14 protein-coding genes are annotated in these 22,311 nt (G+C 62.8%); 4 read left to right on the top strand and 10 right to left on the bottom strand.

Annotated features, from left to right (window positions below; all coding sequences use genetic code 11):
• Nucleotides 1–73 precede the first annotated feature (73 nt).
• The 5 genes from FY251_RS10790 to FY251_RS10770 form a co-directional block, all read right to left on the bottom strand.
• Nucleotides 74–5,095 (bottom strand): glycoside hydrolase family 2 TIM barrel-domain containing protein, encoded by a 5,022-nt coding sequence (locus tag FY251_RS10790; protein ID WP_148414744.1) that lies wholly within the window; start codon nt 5,093–5,095, stop codon nt 74–76.
• 391 nt (nt 5,096–5,486) lie between these two features.
• Nucleotides 5,487–6,611, bottom strand: coding sequence for an ABC transporter ATP-binding protein (locus FY251_RS10785; protein ID WP_148414743.1), 1,125 nt, complete (start codon nt 6,609–6,611; stop codon nt 5,487–5,489).
• Between the two features lie 6 nt (nt 6,612–6,617).
• Complete coding sequence (locus FY251_RS10780; protein WP_089780582.1) at nt 6,618–7,466, bottom strand: carbohydrate ABC transporter permease; 849 nt, start codon at nt 7,464–7,466, stop codon at nt 6,618–6,620.
• Between the two features lie 2 nt (nt 7,467–7,468).
• The gene (locus FY251_RS10775; protein WP_148414741.1) at nt 7,469–8,446 is read right to left on the bottom strand and encodes a carbohydrate ABC transporter permease; all 978 of its coding nucleotides are present in this window, start codon (nt 8,444–8,446) and stop codon (nt 7,469–7,471) included.
• 3 nt (nt 8,447–8,449) lie between these two features.
• Nucleotides 8,450–9,751, bottom strand: a complete 1,302-nt coding sequence (locus FY251_RS10770; RefSeq protein ID WP_222847830.1) for an ABC transporter substrate-binding protein — start codon at nt 9,749–9,751, stop codon at nt 8,450–8,452.
• Nucleotides 9,752–9,992: 241 nt separating this feature from the next.
• Between FY251_RS10770 and FY251_RS10765 the strand changes: the two genes are divergently transcribed.
• A complete protein-coding gene (locus FY251_RS10765; protein WP_148414738.1) occupies nt 9,993–10,799 on the top strand; it encodes an aldo/keto reductase in 807 nt (268 codons plus the stop codon).
• Between the two features lie 51 nt (nt 10,800–10,850).
• Here FY251_RS10765 and FY251_RS10760 read toward each other — a convergent pair whose 3' ends face one another.
• The 3 genes from FY251_RS10760 to FY251_RS10750 form a co-directional block, all read right to left on the bottom strand.
• Nucleotides 10,851–11,948, bottom strand: a complete 1,098-nt coding sequence (locus tag FY251_RS10760) for a Gfo/Idh/MocA family protein (RefSeq protein WP_148414735.1) — start codon at nt 11,946–11,948, stop codon at nt 10,851–10,853.
• A gap of 135 nt (nt 11,949–12,083) precedes the next feature.
• The gene (locus tag FY251_RS10755) at nt 12,084–13,913 is read right to left on the bottom strand and encodes a DUF2264 domain-containing protein (protein ID WP_148414734.1); all 1,830 of its coding nucleotides are present in this window, start codon (nt 13,911–13,913) and stop codon (nt 12,084–12,086) included.
• Between the two features lie 90 nt (nt 13,914–14,003).
• Nucleotides 14,004–15,212, bottom strand: a complete 1,209-nt coding sequence (locus FY251_RS10750; RefSeq protein ID WP_148414732.1) for a glycoside hydrolase family 88 protein — start codon at nt 15,210–15,212, stop codon at nt 14,004–14,006.
• A 186-nt stretch (nt 15,213–15,398) separates the two neighbouring features.
• Here FY251_RS10750 and FY251_RS10745 point away from each other — a divergent pair, with 186 nt between their 5' ends.
• The gene (locus FY251_RS10745) at nt 15,399–16,166 is read left to right on the top strand and encodes an IclR family transcriptional regulator (protein ID WP_148414796.1); all 768 of its coding nucleotides are present in this window, start codon (nt 15,399–15,401) and stop codon (nt 16,164–16,166) included.
• Between the two features lie 346 nt (nt 16,167–16,512).
• A complete protein-coding gene (locus FY251_RS10740; RefSeq protein WP_148414730.1) occupies nt 16,513–18,189 on the top strand; it encodes a BNR repeat-containing protein in 1,677 nt (558 codons plus the stop codon).
• Between the two features lie 628 nt (nt 18,190–18,817).
• Here the strand turns inward: FY251_RS10740 and FY251_RS10735 are convergent.
• Nucleotides 18,818–19,585 (bottom strand): IclR family transcriptional regulator, encoded by a 768-nt coding sequence (locus FY251_RS10735; RefSeq protein WP_042661877.1) that lies wholly within the window; start codon nt 19,583–19,585, stop codon nt 18,818–18,820.
• 66 nt (nt 19,586–19,651) lie between these two features.
• Complete coding sequence (gene dgoD / locus FY251_RS10730) at nt 19,652–20,803, bottom strand: galactonate dehydratase (RefSeq protein WP_042661876.1); 1,152 nt, start codon at nt 20,801–20,803, stop codon at nt 19,652–19,654.
• 145 nt (nt 20,804–20,948) lie between these two features.
• On the opposite strand from dgoD, the gene FY251_RS10725 reads away from it, so the two are divergent.
• Nucleotides 20,949–22,292, top strand: coding sequence for a class II aldolase/adducin family protein (locus tag FY251_RS10725; protein WP_148414728.1), 1,344 nt, complete (start codon nt 20,949–20,951; stop codon nt 22,290–22,292).
• Nucleotides 22,293–22,311: the final 19 nt, after the last annotated feature.

Genomic DNA, 22,311 nt, shown 5'->3' with positions numbered 1-22,311 from the left:
TGTTCTCGAACGTCGGGGGGGATACTGGCCGGACCGTGCCCCGACGAGGCACCGACCGGACGCCGGTTCGCCGTTACGGCGCGTTGAACGTCCACTTCTGGTTGTCGCCGCCGCCCCATCCCCACTGGATGACGTCGGCGCCGTTGCCGGTCGAAGCGGCGTTCACGTCGGCGACGTATCCCGAGTTGACGTTCTCCAGGCGGTACGTGCCGTCGCTGTTTTCGATGACGGTCCATCGCTGTTCGTCGTTTCCGTTCCACGTCCACTGGACGAGTGTCGCCCCCTCACTGGTCGACCCGGTATCGACCGACAGCACCTTTCCGCTGTTGACGTTCTCGAAGCGGTAGGTACCGTCCCCGTTTCGGACAGCGTCCCACTGCTGGTTCGAACCGCCCCAGTAACCGTACTGCTGGACGTTCCCACCGTCGGCCGTCGAACTGTTCGCGATGTCCATCGCCTTTCCGCTGTTGACGTTCTCGACGTAGTACGTCCCCTCGGTGATGGGGCCCGAACCCGATTGACCGGCGTACGGGAGGTCACGCCGACTCAGCGAGAGCGGGTCGTCGCTGCTTGCGTCGAACGGGCGGAACGCGTAGGTGAACTGCTCACTGATGGGGTCGACGCTGTACGCAGAAAGCGTGTTCCGGGGCATCCCACCGACGCCGCTGACGGCGTAGTCGACGTTGAAGACGATGCCGTCGGCGAACTGGAGGTCGCTGACGCGTTCGGCGTCACTCATGTTGGTGAACGCTTGGACGCTGGCGTTCATCGTCTCCGTCGACGGCAAGCCGTGGACCAACAGGCCGACGCCGCTGTCGTTGGTCAACGCGGCGTAGCGCGTGTCGCACTTGTTGCCGTAGTCGCCCGGAGGGACGTACCCGACGAACTGGTCGGAGACGGACCCGCTGTACCGCCCGATACGCTCGTTCCATTTCCGGTCCGGATAGGTCTCCCCGGGGCCGCGACCGAACCACTCGAAGGTATCGAAGTCCGCCGGCATCCGGAGTTGGAGGCCGTACTTCGGCAGGTACTCGGTGATGGCGTTCTGCATGTCCGTGTTGGGCGTCACTTCGACCTGCACGACCACGTCGCCGCTGCCGAGGACGTCGTAGGTGTAGCCGGTGGTGAAAGCCTCGCTGTGACCGCTCGCGGAGTCGGTCGTTTCGACTTCGATGCGGACCGACGACGAATCCGGCTGTGAGACGCTACTAGCGTCAACCGTCGCCGTCAGCGCGTCTAGCCCCGCCGACGTCCACTCGTCGGCCTCGGCTCCGCCCCACCCGGCGGACTCGTTGTGGACCGGTTCGCGCCACGCGCTGAGTTGCGGGCCGGCGTTCAGCAGTTCCTCTCCGTGACGCTGGAACGACGTGAACTGCCCGGCGCTCGTATCGAAGACGTACGTGAAGTCCGACCCGGAGACGGTGACTTCCGACCCGCTCGTCGAGTAGCCGACGCCGCTCATATCCGAGAGGCTCGCCTGCGGGGCGTCCGGGGCGTCCCACGGGGCGACGAACTGTTCGAACGCGATTTCGTAGCCGGCGTCGGCCCACGACGTGTCAGACGCGAGCGTCACGCTGATGTCCAAGAAGTACTCGGAGCCGGCCTGTAGCGACGGTTGTGAGTACCCGAGGCTGACCGTCTGCGTCTCGCCGGGAGCGATGCTCGGGTTCAACGTCCCGCTCTGGATGACCGTGTCGTCCTCTTTGAGTTCCCAGTCGAAGTCGAACTGACTCGTGTTCGTGAAGTCGTAGACGTTCGTGACGTCGACGTCGCCGTTCGGCAGGTCGTTCGCCTCGAAGCGAACGAACTGCTGGGCCTTCTTCATCACGTCGAGTTGGGGCATCGTGTGCCGGTGGTCGATTACCGTCGCCGTCGGCTGGGGCGGGTCGCCCCAGTGGTGCTCTTTGAGTTCGAAGTCGAGCCAGAGGCGACAGGAGTCGTCCGGCGAGGAAAGCGAGCCAACCTCGCTCGACGAGAGCGCCCGCTCGAAGATGCGAACGGAATCGACCCGAACGTTCGCATAGCGCTCCGCCGTCTCGGTGTTGTGACCGATTCCGACCCGGTATCGGTTGCTGTTTATCGCCCCCGAGAAGGGCGTGGACGCGATTTCGGCCCCATCGACGTACAGCCGGACGGCCGACCCGTCGTAGACGCCCGAGAGCGTGTGCCAGCTCCCGTCCCAGCCGCTCGGGGGAGCGGCGCTCGCAGTCTGCTGATTCGAGCCGTCGGAGACGAAAAACTGCAGGTCGCCGTCGCTCATCTTCAGTCCGTACTGGGTGTCGCCCTTGACGACGAACGGCTGTTCACCGGCGAGTCCACCGTCGCCGTAGACGACCGCTTCGACGGTCAGTTCGCCCGTAATGTCGATTCTGTCGTCGTGGTTGGCGTCGACCCAGTCGGCGGTCCCGTCGAGTTCGAGCGCCGACCCGCTCTCGCCGGACACCTCGTTCGGCGAGCCGTTAACCAGCGCGGTGTGGCCCGCGATGGAGCGGTCGTCGATAGCCGCGCGTCTGTGGTCCTCGCTCAACAGATTCCCGTCGAGCGGGTCCTCCGTCGCGTTGAGTTGGTGTTGATTCCACATCCAGATATAGCCGCCCTGTAACTGCTCGTGGGCGTGGATGACGTCGTAGAAGTCGGTCAGGAGTCCCCCGCCGTTGCCGGACATAATCTGATATTCGCCCATGACCACCGGTTTCGTCACGCTGGAGTCGCCCGCCATGCTCTCGATGGTGCCTGGGAAGGGGTACCGGATGCCGTTGATATCCGCGAAGGAAGCGGTACCACCGAAACCGCTCCCGTAGCCCCCGGCGTTATCCTGATGGCCGACGAGCCGAGTCGGGTCCGCGCTGCGCACCCAGTCGGCCATCTTTCGATGCGCCTCCCCCAGACCGGCCTCGTTTCCGGTCGACCAGACGGTTATCGAGGCGAAGTTCTTATCGCGCACGACCATCCGCTTGAACCGGTCGAGGAAGGACGGGTCGTACGAGGGGAAGTCGTTGACGAGCGACTGGTTGCCGTGGGCCTCGGCGTTGAGCTCGTCTTGCAGATAGATTCCGTACTCGTCGCACAGTCGGTAGAAGTCGGGGCGGTTGGGGTAGTGCGAACAGCGGATCGCGTTGGCGTTGTTCCGCTTCGCGAGTTCGATCTCCTTTCGCATCCGCTCGGTCGGCACGTGTCGCCCGTGGTCGAGGCTGTAGTCGTGACGGTTCGTCCCGGCGAGCGTCACCGCCTCGCCGTTGACGGTGATTTTCTCCGCCGCTCCGTCGGAGGTCGAAACGACCTCGATGGTTCGGAAGCCGATTTTCTCCACCATCGCTTCGGTAGCCGAGGAAGCCCCGCTCGGGATGAGTTCGATGCCGAGCGTGTACAGGGCGGGCGTCTCAGCGGTCCACGCGTCGACGTTGGAGACCGACATCGACAGCGGCGGGCCCGTCTGTTCGAAGTCGAGCCACAGTCGCGTCGAACTGTCGGGGCCGGTTCGGGAGGCGTTCACTTCCGACGACGAGAGCGCGCGGTCGTACACGCGTACCGAGTCGAGGCAGCCACCAAAGTAGCGGCTCCGAGCCTCGGCGTTGTGGCCGATACCGAGGCGGTAACCGTTCGTCGAGACCGCCCCCGAGAACGAAGTCGAGCCGATTTCGGTGCCGTCGACGTACAGGCGAAGCGACGAGCCGTCGTAGATGCCGGTCACCGTGTGCCAACTTCCGGACCAGCCACTCGGCGGCGCGACAGTGACCGTGTTCCAACTTCCGTCGTAGACGAAGAACTGGAGGTCGCCGCCGCTCATCTTCAGTCCGTAGGACGTGTCTCCCTTGACAATCATCGGCTGTTCGCCGGTGAGCGACTCGCCGTAGACGACGGCTTCCAGCGTCAACGCGTCCGAGAGGTCGAGGCTCGGGTGGGACCCGACGTCGACCCAGTCGTCGCTCCCGTCGAAATCGAGCGCCCGTCCGCTGGACCCACTCACGTAGGACGGGTCGCCGATGACGGTGCCACCGTTGTTCTCCGTCGAGTGGTCGGTGACCACGCCGTCCGACATCGTAACGGTGTCGCCGGCGTCGATGGTGACGCTCCGATTAGTCGTCCCGACTTCGATTCCGGCGGGGTCGTACAGGGTCGCTTGCACGGTCGCGGACTGCTGACTGCTCGTGTGGTTGGCGAGGGCGGCGTCGACTTCCAGCGTTCCGTCCGTGTAGGCCGAATCGAGGTCCGCGACCGCATCGAAGTCCTGGACGTGTACGTCGGGTTTCGAGTACAGAAGCACGTCCCGGAAGATGCCGGCTAACCGCCACATATGTTGTTGTTCGAGATACGTCCCGTCGGTCCAGCGGACGACCTGAATTGTGACGGTGTTCGTCGAGCCCTCGGTGACGACGTCGGTGACGTTGAACTCTCCGGGCGTCATCGACCCCTGCTTGTAGCCAACGTACGCGTCGTTGACCCAGACGAAGTACCCGGCTTTCGCACCGCCGACGTTGAGATACGTTTGCCGACCTTGGGTCCAGCCGTCCGGAACGGTGAACTCCCGTTTGTACGTCCCGACGCTGTTGTCGGTACTCGGGACGTTCGGCGGGTCGTTCGGCGAGAAACCGACCGCCTGATTGTAGAATCCCAGATCGCCGTACCCGTCCGTGTTCCATGTGTGGGGAACGTAGACGGTGTCCCAGTTCGCGTAGTTCGACGTGTCCGTCGTCGCACCACCGAGGTCGGTGGCGAAGTCGAACTGCCACGGGCCGTCGAGCGATGTGACGTACTGCGATTCGAGCCATTGGTCGGTCAGGAAGTCGCGGTCGCGCTCGGCGGCTCGCGCCGCGGACAGCGACCCGTAGGGCATCGTCGTCGCGACGTGCGGCGGTTCGGTGTACTCGCCGACGACGCCGGGTGTCTCGATATACGTGCTCCAATTAATGTTCCCGGGCGTCGGATCGACCCCATCGTACGGTTCTGCGCGGGCCGTGGACGTCTCGTGACCGAACAACGCACCGCCGAGGAGCGACCCGCCGGTCACCTGCATGAGTCGCCGTCGCGTCACCGCCGACTTAGTCGACGAGGAGTCGTCGCCGTCGGAACTGTCGGAGGTGTCGTCCCGACTCATCGGCCTCTCCTCGGCCGGCGGTCGCGTGTATCACTGTGCTCATCGTCACGGATAGTCAAGCCTGTCCGTATCCACATGGTTTCTGTCACCGTGATTAACGATACCAACCCTCACTATTTATTGTTTTTGTTGGTGGGGCGGATTTCGGCGGCAAGTCCTCGTCTCCCGCCCAGCGTGGGGAGAATCGGCCGTTAGCGCGCGAGGCGTTGCTAGACTTGCCGTCGGCGACGTCGGTGTGCCTGAGATGACGACGCGAGCTGTGCGGAGAGAGCCAACAGGTGCGTGCGGTCTCGCGTGGTGGCGGTGCTCTGGTAGCGGTTTGTCGGCACGGCCGCCGTTCACCTGTTCGACCGACGTGGGTGTTCCTCGCGCGTTCACGCGGGGAACTGCGTCACAACTGCGTCTGTGGGGCGTTGAGGGTGTCTGTTTTCGTCTTGAGCGCCGATCCGGACTCCGCGTCGAAGAGGTAGGCCGCCTCGTCTCGGAAGCTGATTCCGACGCGGTCGCCGGTTTCGGGGCGAACCGACGCGTCGGTTCGGGCGACGATCTCTTTGTCGCCGAGTTTCCCGTAGATGAAGTTCTCGTTCCCCATCTTTTCGACGACGGATATCTCGACGTCGGATCCGCCTCTGTCGATTTCGAGGTCTTCGGGTCGAATTCCGAGCCGCACCGTAGCGACGTCGTCGACCCGATAGTCGGAGAACTCGTACTCGAAGCCGAACTCGGAGACGAGACGGTTGCCTTCGACGTCCATGGTGATGAGGTTGATGCTCGGGCTTCCGATGAAGTCCGCGACGAACTCGTTCGTCGGATTCCGGTAGAGCTCCTCCGGGACACCGACCTGTTGGAGTCGCCCGTCGTTCACGACGGCGATTCGGTCGCCCATCGCCATCGCCTCGGTTTGGTCGTGGGTGACGTAGACGGTCGTCACGCCGAGTTCGTTTTGGAGTTCCTGAATCTCCGTTCGCATCTCGGAGCGAAGCTTCGCGTCGAGATTGGACAGCGGTTCGTCCATCAGGAACACCTCCGGCTCTCGGACGATCGCTCTGCCGAGCGCGACTCGCTGCTGTTGCCCGCCCGAGAGTTCGCCGGGTTTCTTCGGGAGCAGGTCCTCGATTCCCATTAGCTCGGCGATGCTGACGACTTGCCTGTCGATATCGTCCGATGGGAGTTTCGTCGACAGCTTCAGACCGAATCCGAGGTTCTCCCTGACGGTCATGTGCGGGTACAGCGCGTAGTTCTGGAACACCATCGCGACGTCCCGTTCGCTCGCTCGCAGGTGGTTCACCTGGTCGCCGTTGAAGCGGAGGTCCCCGTCGGTGATGCTTTCGAGACCCGCGATACAGCGGAGCAAGGTCGTCTTTCCGCACCCCGACGGCCCGACGAGAACGAGGAACTCCTCGTCTCGAACCTGGAGGTCGACGTGGTCGACGGCGACGATTTCGTTACCCTCGACGTCGTGGTCTTCGCTCGCTTCGTACGTTTTGACGAGTCCTTCGATGTCAATCTGTGTCATGTTGAATTACTCCTTTACGGCTCCCGAGAGGATGCCTCGCACGAAGTACTTCTGAAGCGCGAGGAACACCACGAACATCGGGAGTATTGCGACCGCCGATGCGACCATCAGTTGGTCGAACGCGACGACCTGCTGTCCCATGATTTTGGTAATCGCTACCGGAATTGTGAACTTATCCGTGTCGAGAACGACCAGCGGCCAGAGGAACATGTTCCACTGGAAGAGAAAGAGGATGACAGCGAGCGCCGCCATCGACGACCTCATCGACGGTATCGCAACGCGGTAGAACAGTTGGAACTCCGAGGCGCCGTCCATCCGGGCGGACTCCAACAGCGCGTCGGGGATCGCTTGCATCGACTGACGCATGAAGAAGATCCCAACCGGGTACGCGGCCCACGGCAGGATGACCGCGGCGTACGTGTTGGTCATGTTCGCCGTCGACATGACGAGGAACAGAGGGATAACCAACAGATTGACCGGGATGATAAGCGTCGCCAGAATGCCGGCGAAGATCGACTTCTTGAATCGGAACTCGTACTTGGCGAACGCGAAGCCGGCCATCGAACACAGAATCAACGCGAGGACCGTGTAGACGATTGCGATGAAGATGCTGTTCCAGACACTGCTCATGAAGTTGACGTACTGACGCGACTGCAGCGCCTGAAAGTTCTCCACGAAGTGCCCGCCGGGGAGGAGCTGCGGAAGCGCGCCGCTGCTCGACAGAATCGCCGACTGAGGCAGAGTAGATGCGATAACGATCCAGTATATCGGGACGATCATGAACAGCGCGGCCGCGATGAGGAACCCGTAGCCGCCGAATCGCCACAACGCCTCGGTTTTCGATTTTTCGTGCATGGTTAGCTCCACTTGAGTTGGATTACCGACAGCGACATGACGATTCCAACGAGAACGACGGTCAGCGCGCTTCCGTACCCGAGTTGAAGGTTCTGGAAGGCGACCTCGTAGATGTAGTAGACGACCGTTCGGGTCTCTTTTACCGGCGCGCCCGCGCCGATGAGAATCGTCGGCTCCGAGAACTTCTTGAAGCTCCCGATGGTCGTCGTCACGAGAACGAACAGCAACACCGGTTTGAGCTGTGGGATGGTGATGTACCGGAACTTTTGGAAGCGCGACGCACCGTCGATTTCCGCGGCCTCGTACAGCGACTCGGAGATCGTCTGGAGCCCGGCCAAGATGATTATCATGTTGTATCCGGTCCAGCGCCAGACGACCATGAACGCCATCAGATTCCGGGACCAGAACCCGTTTCCGAGCCAGTTCAGCGGCGCGATGCCGAACAGTTGGAAGATGAAGTCGAGCAGTCCGCCCTCGGCGACGATGACGACGAACACGACCGAGTACGCGACGGTGTTTGCCGAGACCGGGAGGAGCATCAGACTCCGGAAGATGCCCTTGAACCGAGTGAACCCCGCGTTAAGTACCACGGCGAGCCCGAGCGCGAGCCCGACCATCAGCGGGAGTTCGATTGCGAAGACGTAGATAGTGTTGAACATCGACTGATGGAACACACTATCACGAAGAAGTCGTTGGTAGTTCGCCAGTCCCACAAACTCTAGGCTCGCGATTTTCGGTATTTCGAGGGAGACGTTTCCGAACTGGACCCAGAACAGCGGCTCACTCGCCACGCCCTGATACGTGAAAAACGAAAGGTAGACCGTGTAGAAGATCGGGAACGCCAGGAACAGGACGAACGTGATGAAGAAGGGCGCGAGGAAGATGTATGCAGTCCCGGGAATCGTCGGCATCATCTCCTTGAACCGCTGTCGCTGGAAGCGAAGGCGGTCAGACAGTTTGACGATGGACTCCGAGCTCATCTTCTATGCGACGTCGCGACCGGTTCGGTCAGCGACGCGCTGTGCCGCACGGTCTAAGGCCTGTTTCGGCGAGTCGCCCTCGTCGATCATGTTTCGCATCTCCTCGTTTATGATACTGGAGACGATGGGGGAATCGACGGTGAACCGGTATCCGGGGATGTCCGGAACGGTGTCGATCCAGATGTTGGCGAGCTGCTGTCCGCCGAAGAAGTCGAATTCGGCGTTCGAGAACGCGCTTTGGTCCCACGACGGCTCGTGTGCCGTCATCTGGCCTTCGTTCTTGTAACTGAGCGCGTTCTGCTTGGGGGTGGCGGTGACGAACTTAATGTAGTCCCACACTCGATTCGCCTCCTCCTCGGACGCCTGCTGCGGAATGACGAGACCGGAACCGCCGCGGTTGCTCGCCCGGTTGCCGCCCGACTCAAGCGCGGGAAGCTTGAAGCCGCGCCACTTACCCTCGGTCTCCGGCATCGAGGAGGTGATGGTCCCGTAGAACCACGACCCGGTCGCGTAGCCGGTGATAGTCCCGTTCTGGAATCCGGAGAACCACTGTTGGCTCCAGTTTGCGCCCCGGTCGATGAGGCCCTCGTTCGAGAGGCGCTTCATCATCCGGGCCGCCTTCAAGCCCTCCTCACCGTTGAGGACGACCTCCCCGTTCTCGTTGAACTCCTGTCCGCCCTGCATCCGGTTCAGGAACCGCCAGTAGAGGTTCGACCCGGACGCGGGAAGCGAGAGAAGCGAGATGTCGTCCGGGAGCTTCTTTCCCTCCTCGATGAGTTGGTCCCACGTCTCGATTTCGTCGTGCGGTGCGAGTCCGTGTTCGTCCCACACGTCTCGACGGTAATAGAGCGTGGTCGGTGCGATGTCGTCCGGGACCGAGTAAATCTGTCCCTCGTCCCCGGTCACGGCGGACAACACCCCGTCGTTGAATTCGTCGATAATGCCGGCGTCCTCCATTCGCGGCCGCAGGTCCCGCAGGCCGCCGGTCGACGCGATTTTCAGCGTCTTTTTCTGTTCGATGAGCGCGGTACTCGGGGCACCTTGTCCGGAGATGAGCCGCGTCTGCATCTTGTTGATAATCTCGGAATACCCCATGTTCGTGTGGGATATCTCCGTTCCCGTCTCCTGGGCGTAGCGGTCCATGAGTCCGCCGTAGGAGCCCGCCATCTCCCAGAACTCTATCGAGTCCGCCATCGGTGCGGCCGTCGCCGCTTCCGTTGCGGTCTCGTCGGCGGTGCCTTCGGCGGAAGAATCGCTGTTGGTCGTCTGCGTCGCGTCGGTCTGCGGACCGGACCCAGTCCCCACGCAACCGGCGAGAGTCGCGGCACCGAGACCACCAATCGCTTGTAGCACGTTCCGTCGGTTGAGAGATTCTACTTGATCTTTCATTGCGAACGTTTAGCAAATTACTGGCTCCATATAAATAATTTGGCCTTGTTGACAAGACTGCCCGCCGTGTCGGACCCAAACCCGACTCGTCGACACCACGCCCACTTTCGATGCGAACCATCCAAAGAAATTTGAATCGTACCGGAGACAAGTGAGTATGAGTCTCCCACAGCTCGGACTCGGCACGTGGCAAAACACGGACCCGGAAACCTGTCGTGAAAGCGTTCGGACGGCGCTGGAGATGGGGTATCGACACGTCGACACCGCACAGTACTACGGAAACGAAGCGGCTGTCGGCGACGGTATCGAAGCGGCCGACGTCCCCCGCGAGGAGATATTCGTGGCGTCGAAGGTGCACGCTGAGAAGTTCGGGCTCGCGTACGACGAGGTCATCGAGGGACTGGCGGCCACGCTCGACCGCCTCGGCCTCGAATACCTCGACCTGCTGTACGTCCACTGGCCGGTCGGGAACTACGACTCGGCGGAGACGCTTCCCGCATTCGACGAACTCGTCGACCGGGGACGCATCAACCACGTCGGTGTCTGTAACTTCGATATCGACCTTCTCGAAGAGGCGATAGAGCAGTTGGAGACGCCGCTGTTCGCACACCAAGTCGAGACCCATCCACTCCTCCAACAGGGCGACCTCATCGCGCACGCGGAGAGCCGGGGATACCACCACGTCGCGTACTCTCCGCTCGCCCGCGGGACCGTCTTCGATATCCCGGAAGTGGTCGAAATCGCCGACAAACACGGGGTGAGTCCGGCACAGGTCAGCCTCGCGTGGCTCCTCTCGAAGAACCCGGTCTCCGTTATCCCGAAGGCGACGAGCGAACCGCACCTCCGAGACAACGTTGACGCGCTGTCCCTCGACCTCGACGACCGAGACATCGAGCGAATCGATGCCATCGGCCGAACTGACCGACTCGTCGAGCGGGAGGGCGCTCCGTGGCTCGACGACTGAGTCGTCCCGCCGAACACGTATCCCCGTGCCGAAACGACGGTTGTCCGTGACTCACCACGACTTTATCGGGACGTCTTTTAGCGGCTCTGCGAGCGGAATATCGACCGTCGACCCGGTGTAATGAGAGATGTAGAACCCGACGATGATTTCGAGCGAGCGGGCGGCTTCGACCCCCGGTGAGTAGTTCTGTCCGTCCCCGTTCAGTAAGTCCTGTATGTGGTTCGCGGCGTTCGCAAACGACCGCTTGTAGTCTTCGTCCCACGTCCACGTTCCTTCGATGCCCGGTAACTGTCGTTCGACGTGCTCGCCGTCTTCGAGCGACCAGTAGCGCCACTCGCCGTCGTCGTTGTTCAGATACAGTTTCCCCTCGGTGCCGATGAAGTTCAGAGACATCGACGAGATGTCCCGCGGAATCGTGCAATCGACGGTGACGAACGAACCGTCGTTCATCACGACGTGGCCGCCACCGCCCGCATCGACTACGTCCCCTGCCGTTCCGAGCGAGTCGATCGCTTCGTTCTCGCCGGTGATGTACCCGCTGACACGCTCCGCACGTGCGTCGAGGAGATACACGAGCGTGTCGAGCACGTGCGTGGAGTTACGCATCAACTCCATCCTGTACTGCGTACTGACCGATTGCACGTCTCCGAGGAGGTCCCGCTCCCGGATGAGGTCGTGGAGTCGCCGGAGCTTGTCGGTGAACCGGAACGAGTGGTTGACGACCAACTCCGTCTCCGTTTCCTCGCACACCTCGACCATCTCTTCGGCGGCGCTGACCTCCGACGCGATCGGTTTCTCGCACCAGATGACCGACGGGTCGGCGGCGGACTTCGCCGCGTCGACGGTGTGTTCGTGGTGGAGAAAAGACGGGGTACAGATAGAGACGACATCGAGGTCTTCCCGTGCCAACATCGCTTCGTGGCCGTCGTACCGCCGGTCGGTCGGGATGTCCCACGCGGTACCGAACGTGGTGAGTTTCTCCGAGTCGACGTCCGCAATCGCGACGAGTTCGATCTCGTCAGCGTCGGCGTACCCGCCGGCGTGACTCGCGTCGATTTTCTCTTTGCCGATCACCTCCTCGTCGTGCATTCCGAGGATACCCATACCTGCGATACCGCCAGTTCCGATCACGCCTGCTCTGTAAGTCATCCTTGATCACTCTCCACGTCCGGTCGCAGAACCGCCACCACGCGGTAGACGGACCGCTTCCAGCGCGAGTATTTAATCGCTAATTGATGCAATACTACCATGCGTAATAAATTTAAGCCCGGTGACTCGACGGTGTCAGAAGTCGTCGGGCCGGCAATCGAGGAGCCGGTCGCCGTTCGCGGTCTCGACCACGACACCGTCTGCAGTTCGTTCGAGCGTCGGCCCCCGTTCCCACGGTGCGCTCCCGTCGGGGCTAGCCATGACCGCCGAAGCGACCCAGTGTTCCCCCGGTTCGTGCGTCGCTCGCAGCGTCGGGACGACCGTGCGAGCGTAGTTCAGGTTCGTGTTGGGGTCGTCGACCACGACGGCCGGCGTGCGGTCGCCGAACCCGTCGGAGATACCGCTAACGCCGTTCGGGTATCTGGCGAGCGCCGTTCCATTCTGACTGTCGTGCGTAACGTTGGCCGCGGTGTCGTCACCGGTTTTGTCCAGGGCGAACCCGCCTTCTTCGCTGTGTACGACACGGTCCGTTTGCAGTCGGTGGACGCGCACGTGCCACGGAAGGTCGGGCGCGAGCCACGTCTCGACGCTGACGCCCTCCCACGGGTTCCATCGGGCGGCGAGGGTCGACCCGTCTACGCGCGTCTGCGTGAACGACGCGGGAATCTTGAACTGGTCGCCGTCGAGGCTGAGCGCGAGGGCGCTGTCGTGTCCCGCCTGTCCCGGTCCGGGCGTCCGACCAGCAACGGAGAAGGCGAACTGCGTCGAGTACGCGAATTTCGTGTATTTCTCTCGTCCGTGGTGGCTGTCCCGAGTGAGCGAGAGCGCAAAGAGGTGGTCGTCGTCGCGGCACACGACTTTCTCGGCTTCGGGCTGTGCCGTCGTCTCCGGGAGGTCCGGGAGTGGCTCCTCGTCGGCCTGCCAGAATGGGTGGGTCGGATGTAGCGCCAGCGGGAGGAACGCCTTCATCGCCCAGTACGGCGAATTCGGCGAGTTGTAGGTTTCGGACACTTTCAGCGACGGGTATCGGTATCCGACCGACAGCAACCCGCCGTCGGTGAATATCGGTTGGTCGAGCCACCAGCGGATGTTCCGGGCCCAGAGTCCGCGGACGACGCCCCACGAGAGCGAGTCCAAGCCGGCGAACGCCAGCGTCCCCCAGAACGACGCCTGCGCGAAGCGATAGGTCAGGCTCCGGCCGTACGGAAGCGCTCGCCCGGTCTCGTCGAACCAGTGGATGTGAGCAGTCGCGAACTTCTCGGCCCGCGCCCGAAAGCGGTCCGCCCGTTCGGGGTCGTCCTCGCCAGCAACGGCGGCGTAGAGGAGTCCGTACACGTGCATCGCCCACGGGACGTAGTAATCGACGGGGTTGTGTTCGTCGTCGGGGCCGTCCGTGTACCACCCGTCGCCGCGATAGAACGTTTCGAGTCGGTCGAGCGCGGACTGCGTCTGTTCCCAATCGTGGCGCGCCCCGACCGACCGAAGCCCCACGTTCACCATCACGCGGAAGAACAGCCAGTTACAGTCATGGAGTTCCGCGTCGTTGATCTGGTTCAACCAACTGACCAGTCGGTTCCGTTCCGGCTCCGAAAGCGGTTCCCAGAGGTGTTCCGGTGTGAGCGCGAGGCCGACGCCGATAGCGGCCATCTCGACGAGTTTCTGTGAGTGGTCGTCGACGTCTCCCCAGTACTCCTCGTGAGACGGGTCCGTCCCGTTGGTCAGCCCGGTCCGGAAGAACGACCAATAGTCGACGTCACTGTGAACGCCTAACGGCGCGACACCCCACAGCGGGCGGGCAAATCCTTCCAGTTCGGCTGCGACGGCTGGAAAGTGAGCGCCGGTCGCCGTGGGCCTCACTCGCGCGTTACCGGGACTGGCGTGCGTGAGCAACGGTTCGACGAGTTGGGACACCGCTCGTTCGAAATCCCGACGTGTCTGGAGCGGGTTACCTGTCGTTGGATTCATCTAGTTTGTGCGTCGATCGCATGCATCAATAGCGTTTCCCTGTCCCGACCGGGAGTTTTCGTCGTTGTGAAACGGCGGGTGGCGGGCCGCTCACCAGTAGCGGGACCACTGTTGGGTGGCTCGAACGAGCCCTTCGACGTAGAAGTAGTCTCCCCAGATGCAACACTCGTTGTAGTCTCCCTCGGTCGGGTCGTAAGCGCCGTCAGTCAGCAATCCGTTCGACCGGTTTCCGTCGGTCGTGTAATTCTCCGTGAGACTGCGGAGGATTGCGAGTGACGCGTTCTCGTAGCGCCGGGCGCGGGTATCCGCGAGCGGGAGCCGCGTGGCGAGTTCGTCGAGTCCACAGGCGGCGATCGCCGCGGCGGAGGTGTCACGGTAGTTCTGCTCGTCGGGCGCATCGAAGTCCCAGCGTGGGACGTGGTCCGCTTCGACGTTCGAGAGGTAGTAGTTCGCCAGCTTTGCTGACAGTTGCGCGTACGCGGCCTCGTCGGTGTACTCCGCCGCGAGCGCGTACCCGTATACGGCCCACGTCTGGCCGCGTGACCAACAGGAGTCGGCGTCGTATCCCTGCGCCGTTTCGCCGCCGAGCGGCGACCCGCTTTCGACGTCGCATTTGAACGTGTGGAACGTCGAGCCGTCGTCGCGAACGACGTGCTGTGCGTTCGTCCGGGCGTGCGTCTCGGCGACGGAGGCGTACGTGGGGTCACCCGTCTCCTCGCTCGCCCAGAACAAAAGCGGGAGGTTCATCATCGAGTCGACGATCATTCGACCGCGCTCCCACGAGTCCTCGGGTTCCTCGGGGTCGCCCCACGCCTGAATGAGTCCGGGCGAGTCCCAAAAGCGGGCGACGAGGTGGTCGGCGGCGGTGAGGGCCGCCGACCGATACCGTTCGAGGTCCGTCAACCGATAGCCGGCGATGGCAGAGAGCGTATAGAGGAACCCGAGGTCGTGGGTCTTCACGTCGCCGGCCGTTAGCCTCCGCTCGAACGTCGCCAGTTGGGTTTCGGCGGCGTCTCGAAACGTGCGGTCTCCCGTCACCTCGTACGCGAGCCAACAGAGTCCCGTCCAGAACGCAGTCGTCCAGCCGTCCATGTTGTCGGTGGGGCTATAAACGAGATTCTCGCTCGACGGTCCGGGAAATCGGTCGTAGAACTCGTCGAGATTCTCATCGATGCGGTCGATTGCGACGGAGAGCGCCCGTTCGATATCGCCCTGTGCGACGTCCGGTCTCGTCGCGTATCGGTCCGGCAGACCGGTGTCGTCGATACGTCGCAGTAACGCGGCTGGCTTTCGTGCCATGTGTCTACAGTTCCCTTGGCAGACGCCATAAAGCCATCGTCAAGCCACCGGCCCGTCTCTCACTCCGACTCGGAACGACGCTCTCGGGGATTCACACCGCGTCATTCAGAACGAGATTCAGTATCGGTGAATCATTTCCATTCATTGATGACATACATTTACAATGCCCCCCTTGTTAGAGAGAGTATGTCAGACAGAGAACAGTCGAATCACGTGAAGACCGCGCGGACGACGTTCCGGATACTCGAAGTGCTCAAAGAGAAGAACGAGGCGACCGTCACGGAGATGACCCAGGAGTTCGACCTGTCGAAGAGCAGCTTACACAACTACCTGAGCACGCTCGAACAGGACGGGTACATCGTCAAGGAGGGTAACACCTATCGTGTCGGTCTAAAGTTGCTCGATTTGGGCGGCCACGCGCGGCACAGACGGCGACTCTACGAAATCGCAAAAGACGAAGTGACCGCGCTAGCCGAGGAGACGGGAGAACTGACGAACCTCCTCGTGGAAGAACACGGGAAGGGGATCTACCTCCACAGAGCACACGGCGCCGACGCGGTTAAAACGGACTCGTACATCGGACAGGCGGTCTACCTCCACAACACCGGCCTCGGAAACGCGATATTGGCGCACCTCCCCCGGGAGCGCGCGAACGAAATCCTCGATCGACACGGCATGCCGGCGTCCACGGAAAACACCATCACCGAGCGGTCGGAGCTGTTCGAGACCCTCGACAAGGTGGCCGAAGACGGCTACGCACTGGATGACGAAACCCGCGTCAAAGGCCTCCGGTGCGTTGCGGTCCCGATAATCAACAATAACGACGAGGTCGAGGGAGCGATCAGCGTCTCGGGCCCGAAAAGTCGGTTTCAAGACGAACGGTTCCGAGAAACGCTCCCGGAGAAATTACAGAACGTCGCGAACATCATCGAACTCAACATTACGTACACGTAGTCAGGATGGCCGAACAATCCTGAATGGTTGCTGAAATATCTATCATTAATTCTGTGGCAATCGGTCAGATGACTGGATATTTGATTATTCTGTGGTGTGTGAGATAATATATGAATGAAGTTCAGTATGAGTGTAGAGAGGGTTGAGTTGGTTAGGTGGGGTGATTTGCCGACGGAGATAGCTACTCCGGCGGGCGTGCTACGTGGCGAACCGCGACCTGAGCGGCGGATATCGCGTCCTCGAAGACGGGAACGGCCTCGACAGACACAATGTTTTAACCGATGGCCCACAAATTGTAATTCACCTCACAGGTGCGTTGTCATAACGCGAATGCACCGGAGTACCAATGACGTTCGAGGACCAAAACGAGAAGCAGGCCGAGCAGAACGGAACGGAGAGCGCCGGGAAGATGTTCTCATTGAAACGCGAGAGGCTCCTAAGCGGCGAGGCGTGGGCGTTCAACAACGCGCCGTGGGACCAACGGAAGGTCGTCACCGTCGGAGACTACCAGTACGTACCGTATTGGAACGGCGACGGCGCGCTCGCGCTCGCTCGACGGAATCTACCGACTGACTCGGTCCAGTGCGTCCAGTTCGACTGGCGGGTTCCAGACGAGGATTCGCACAGAAACACGGCACTCGGGACCGACAACGACGGTCGTCTCCATCTCGCGTACGACCACCACGACGACCCGTTCCACTACCGATACTCGTCGTCCGGATTCCTGACAGACCCGCCTTCGAGCGTCTCCACCGGTGATTTCTCAGAGACTACTGACATGGGCCTGAGCGGTCCGGAGCGCCCAGTTACCTACCCTCGGTTTTTCAACGATCAGCGCGGAACGCTGTTCTGCGAGTACCGGATTGGCTCGTCCGGCGACGGTGATTCGCACCTTCACGTCCACGACTCACCGTCGAACTCGTGGACGCGCATCGGAACGGTGTTTTCGAGTGCGGGGACGTACGAGCCGTGGAACGGTTCCGCGTCTCGGAACGCGTACCATCACGACTGGACCTTCGACGACACCGGTCGGCTCCACGTCACCTGGACGTGGCGCGAGACGTGGGAGACGTGGCGCTCTAATCACGACATCCACTACGCGTACAGCGACGACGGTGGCTACACGTGGTACAACAACGACGGTGCGGTCATCGGTGACGTGAACGCGGACGACCCGATCCGCGTGGACGACGAGAGCGTCGTCGTCGACAGTCCGGAGCGTTCGTGGCTGATAAATCAGGGGACGCAGGCGCTCGACTCGAACGACCAACCACACATCTTCACGTCGCGCTCGACGGACTCGACGACCGACTTCGACGATGCTAACCGCCACTATATTCACTATTGGCGAACGACGGACGGGCAGTGGCACGAACAGTACATCGACGACACGAGCGTCGACCTTTCGACGGTCGGTATCGACCCGACGCGTGCGGGAGATATCTTGCTAAACCGCGGGGATTTGCTGTTCGACGACAACGACGCGCTCCACGTGTACACCGTCGTCGACGGGCAACTCTACGCCGGGGTTGCGACAGCATCCTCGGGGTGGATCGACTGGACGCTCTACTGTCTCCACGAGGGCCCGTTCTGTGGGATGGATGGTCGAAAACACGATACGTATCGGTGGGAAAACGAGAGCATCCTGTCGATACCACTCGAACGACCCCGCGAGAACGGCACGGCGTTCGTACTGCAGGAGTACTCGATCGTGGGACCGAACGACCCGTCCGCACCCTCGCTGTCGGTGTCAAACGAGTCGTCGTCAAGCGTCGAACTGTCGTGGACCGAGGCGCGAGGCGCGGAGAGTTACACACTCCATCGACGGCCAACCGACGGTGATTTCGAGGTCGTCGCGGACGAAATCGCGGAAAACTCGTTTTACACCCAGTACACCGACGCCCGCGTGAGTTCGGGCAGTGACTACGAGTACAGACTCACGGCCGTCAACAGCGTCGGCGAGACCGATTCGACCATCGTTCGGGTCACGACCGATGGTTCGTCGAACGCGGCGCTGGAATAGTCATGTGGTTCGTTCACTGTGGGCTAACGATTCGGTGGCGACACCGCCAACGGGTTTCAAACGGCTCGGTTGTGTGACCACGGCTATCGGTTCGTTAGATCCGTAGATAGACTGATTCGTTCCATCTGCGCAATATCGCGGGCTGACGGACACGGAAGTCCAGCGTCGCTGTGAGATGCTACGTAGACGGGCGGTCACTATCTCGTCTGCAGTCCGTGAGTTACCTCCGCGTTCGGGTAGTATTCGAAGCGCACTTGACCAACTCAGTCACGCACTCGTGGCGCGATATATTACAGAGCTATGCTCGTAATTCCCAGTGCGTTTGTCAGTTCGTCACTCCTCGTCCGACGGACGAATGATGCGGTCGCCGGTACTCGCGTATCGCCATCGTGCGTGGCATGAGACGAACGTTGCGACCGACGGCGAGGACACGGAGGACACAGGGACGTCTGTAACGGGTCGTCACGTCGGCGGAGTGTTCGGATATAGTGAACAATATTTGGAGAGGAGCGAGTCGTCCACTAACGCTCCGTGTGGGACGCGCACTCGCTCGCTGGCGAAGCCGCTATCGAGCGAAGAGAGAACAGAAGGAGGCGTCGAGCGACCGCGAGGCGCGGAGCGCCGCGACTCAGGCCGACTCGCGGAGCGCCTTCCGAATCTGGTTGGCGGAGCTGATGATGAGTCCGGGCACGTCCTGCTGGAAGCGCTTTCCGGACATGCTCTCCGAGGGGCTCAACACGAATATCGACCCGACCCGACCGCTCTCGGGGTCGACGACGCCAGCGGCGAGACCGCGGAGATCGGTCTGCCACTCCTCGCGGTCCGACAGGAGGCCGCGCGTCTCCGCGGTGTCGAGTTCCTCACGGAGGGCGGCCGCGCTCGTAATCGTCTGGTCCGTGTGGCGGTCGAGAGACGCCGCATCGACGGCATCGCGGCGGTCGTCCGCCGGGAGTTGTGCGAGCATCGCCTTCCCCGGGGCCGTGCAGTAGAGCGGGACCGTCCGGCCTTCGGCCACGGGCGGGGTCTCGACGTTCTGGCCGGTCCGCTCGTAGATGCAGACGCCCCGTCCGCGCTCGAAGACGGTGAGGCCGGCGGCGAGTCCCGAAATCCGCGCGAGTCGGTCGACCTCCCGCTTCCCGACCCGGTAGAAGGGGACCCCGGACCGGACCGAACAGCCGAGTTCGAAAAACCGAAGGCTGCGTCGATACCGCTGGTCCTCCTTGACGACGAACCCCAGCTGTCGGAGCGTTTCGAGGTGATTGTGCACCGAACTCTTCGAGAGGCCGACCTCCGTCTCGACCTCGGTCAGGTTGGCGTCGCCGAGTTTCGAGAGCGCGTCCAGCACGCGCCCGCTCGTCGTCGTCGCCTTCACCGGTGGGTCTCCGCGCTCGTTCATGGCCCAACGAAGAACGGAGTTTACCATAAAAGTATTCACTATCGCCGAATCGGCCGCGTCGGTGGCTCACCACTCGGCGACGCTCCCGTCCTCGTGGTACCATATCGGGCTCTGCCAGTCGACGCGGGACTGCGCGTGCTCGCGGACGGCCTCCTCGTCTATCTCCACGCCGAGGCCGGGGGCGTCGGGAGCGGAGACGAAGCCGTCGTCGAAGCCGAAGACGGCGGGGTCGTCGAGGTACGCGAGGAGGTCGTTCCCGTCGGCGCGGTGGATTTCGAGGTTCTGCGCCTGCGCGATGGCGTTCGGGAGCACCATGTCGAGGTGGAGACAGGAGGCGAACGAAATCGGCCCCAGCGGGCAGTGAAGCGAGACGAGCACGTCTTTCGACTCGGCCGCCGTGGCTATCTTGCGGACCTCAGAGATGCCCCCGGCGTGGGACGGGGAGGGCTGAAGCACGTCGATGGCGTCGAGTTCCAGCGTTCGCTCGAAGTCCCAGCGGGAGTACAGGCGCTCGCCCGTCGCGAGGGGGACCTTGGTCCGGTTCTCGATGCGCGGCAGGGAGCGCGCGTGTTCGGGGAGGACGGGCTCCTCGTAGAACATCGGGTCGAGCGGGTCGAGTTCGTCGGCGACCCATTTCGCCATCCCGGTCGTGATGCGCCCGCGGAAGTCGACGACGATGTCCACGTCGGCTCCGACCTCGGACCGGACGGCTTCGAGGCGCTCGCGGACCCGAGCCACCGCCGCCGGGGAGTCGATGCGGTCTAGCTGCGAGACGGCGGAGAGCTTCAGGCAGTCGTAGCCGCGGTCGACCTCCTCGGCCGCGGCGCGCGCGATGGCCTCGGGCGTCTCGCCGCCGACCCACTGGTAGACCGGAATCCGGTCGCGGGCCTTCCCCCCGAGGAGGTCGTAGACGGGCGCGCCGTAGTGTTTCCCTTTGATGTCCCACAGCGCCTGGTCGATACCGCCGATGGCGCTCATCAGAACCGGGCCGCCCCGGAAGTGCCGCCCGCGGTACATCGCCTGCCAGTGGCGCTCGATTTCGAGCGGGTCGGTCCCGAGGAGGTAGTTGTCGATCATCTCCTCGACGGCCGCCTTCGTCGTCTTCGCGTAGCCCTCCACGATCGGCTCCCCCCACCCGCAGACGCCCGCGTCGGTTTCGAGTTTGAGGAAGACCCACCGGGGCGGGACTTCGAACAGTTCGTACCCGGTTATTTCCATGCGCGAACCGACGACCCGCGGTCGTAAAGTAGTTTGTCCGACTGCGGCGGTCGCCCCGCGACGAACGCCGGGAAAACACGGGTCGCGTCGGACCGTCGCTGTCGCAACCCCTAGAATTATCTCCCCCCATCTGGATAGAACAATCATGACGGTGAACGAGCCTCAGCGTCTAGTCAGTACGCTCGGCAAGCGCATGCTGGCAGACGGCCTCACGAAGGGAACCGGCGGAAACATCAGCGTCAGAGCGGACGACGGAACCGTCGCCATCAGCCCCTCGGGGATGCCCTACGACGAAATCGAGCCCGAGGACGTCCCGATTCTCGACATCGACGGCGAACGGGTCGCCGGCGACCGCAAGCCGTCGAGCGAGTTCCGCATGCACACGGACGTGCTCCGCCAGCGCGAGGACGTGGGCGCGGTGGTCCACAACCACTCCCCGTACGCCAGCACCTTCGCCAGTATCGACGAACCAGTCGGCCCCTCGCACTACCTCATCGCGTTCATCGGCGACGAGATCCCCGTGGCGAGCTACGAGACCTACGGGACCGCCGAACTCGCCGACGTGGCGGTGGAGACGTTGGGCGACGACTACAACGCCTGTCTCCTCGAAAACCACGGCGTCCTCGCCACCGGCGCGACCGCCGAGGAGGCGTACGAGGTGGCGCTCATGGTCGAGTACTGCGCCCGCATCCACTATCAGGCGCGCAGCGTCGGCGAGCCCTCGCTGCTCCCCGACGAGGAAATCGACACCCTCCTCGACCGCTTCGCCGACTACGGGCAGACGCAGTCGGCCGACGAGGACGGGTCGGAACCGACCGGCGACGACCGCGTCCCCGCCGACCGACTGTCCGACCTCGCGTCGCACCGCTCGGCGGTCAGCGAGTTCGGCCGCGAGATGCTCCATCAGGGCCTGACCGAGGGGACCGGCGGCAACATCAGCGCGCAGGCCGACGACCTCGCCGCCATCAGCCCCTCGGGGATGCCCTACGACGAAATCGAACCCGAGGACGTGCCCGTCGTCACGCTGGACGGCGAGTGGGTCGCCGGCGACCGCAAGCCGTCGAGCGAGGTCCGCATGCACACCGGCATCCTCCGCGAGCGCGACGACGCGGGCGCGGTGGTCCACAACCACTCGCCGTACGCCAGCACCTTCGCGAGCCTCGGCGAGCCGATTCCGGCCTCGCACTACCTCATCGCGTTTGCCGGCGACGAGATACCCGTCGCGGGCTACGAGACCTACGGGACGCAGGGACTGGCCGACCTCGCGCTGGAGGCGCTGGGCGACGACTACAACGCCTGTCTCCTCGAAAACCACGGCGTCGTCGCCGTCGGCGACTCCGTCGCGGAGGCGTACGAGGTGGCGCTCATGGTCGAGTACTGCGCCCGCATCCACTACCAGGCGCTCAACATCGGCGAGCCCTCGCTGCTCCCCGGCGAGGAAATCGACACCCTCCTCGACCGCTTCGCCGACTACGGACAGGACCACTAAACGGGCCGCTCTCGGCGCA

Origin of the sequence: Haloferax sp. KTX1, from assembly GCF_902410085.1 — an archaeon.
In the GTDB taxonomy this organism is placed as follows: Archaea; Halobacteriota; Halobacteria; order Halobacteriales; family Haloferacaceae; genus Haloferax; species Haloferax massiliensis.
Note: the sequence above shows the minus strand (reverse complement) of the source record. Positions and strands in the feature narration are given on the sequence as shown.

Bases quoted from the DNA above. Each gene is read 5' to 3' on its own strand.
- FY251_RS10790 (WP_148414744.1), bottom strand. From the start codon at position 5,095: ATGAGTCGGGACGACACCTCCGACAGTTCCGACGGCGACGACTCCTCG.
- FY251_RS10785 (WP_148414743.1), bottom strand. From the start codon at position 6,611: ATGACACAGATTGACATCGAAGGACTCGTCAAAACGTACGAAGCGAGC.
- FY251_RS10780 (WP_089780582.1), bottom strand. From the start codon at position 7,466: ATGCACGAAAAATCGAAAACCGAGGCGTTGTGGCGATTCGGCGGCTAC.
- FY251_RS10775 (WP_148414741.1), bottom strand. From the start codon at position 8,446: ATGAGCTCGGAGTCCATCGTCAAACTGTCTGACCGCCTTCGCTTCCAG.
- FY251_RS10765 (WP_148414738.1), top strand. From the start codon at position 9,993: ATGAGTCTCCCACAGCTCGGACTCGGCACGTGGCAAAACACGGACCCG.
- FY251_RS10760 (WP_148414735.1), bottom strand. From the start codon at position 11,948: ATGACTTACAGAGCAGGCGTGATCGGAACTGGCGGTATCGCAGGTATG.
- FY251_RS10755 (WP_148414734.1), bottom strand. From the start codon at position 13,913: ATGAATCCAACGACAGGTAACCCGCTCCAGACACGTCGGGATTTCGAA.
- FY251_RS10750 (WP_148414732.1), bottom strand. From the start codon at position 15,212: ATGGCACGAAAGCCAGCCGCGTTACTGCGACGTATCGACGACACCGGT.
- FY251_RS10745 (WP_148414796.1), top strand. From the start codon at position 15,399: ATGTCAGACAGAGAACAGTCGAATCACGTGAAGACCGCGCGGACGACG.
- FY251_RS10740 (WP_148414730.1), top strand. From the start codon at position 16,513: ATGACGTTCGAGGACCAAAACGAGAAGCAGGCCGAGCAGAACGGAACG.
- FY251_RS10735 (WP_042661877.1), bottom strand. From the start codon at position 19,585: ATGAACGAGCGCGGAGACCCACCGGTGAAGGCGACGACGACGAGCGGG.
- dgoD (WP_042661876.1), bottom strand. From the start codon at position 20,803: ATGGAAATAACCGGGTACGAACTGTTCGAAGTCCCGCCCCGGTGGGTC.
- FY251_RS10725 (WP_148414728.1), top strand. From the start codon at position 20,949: ATGACGGTGAACGAGCCTCAGCGTCTAGTCAGTACGCTCGGCAAGCGC.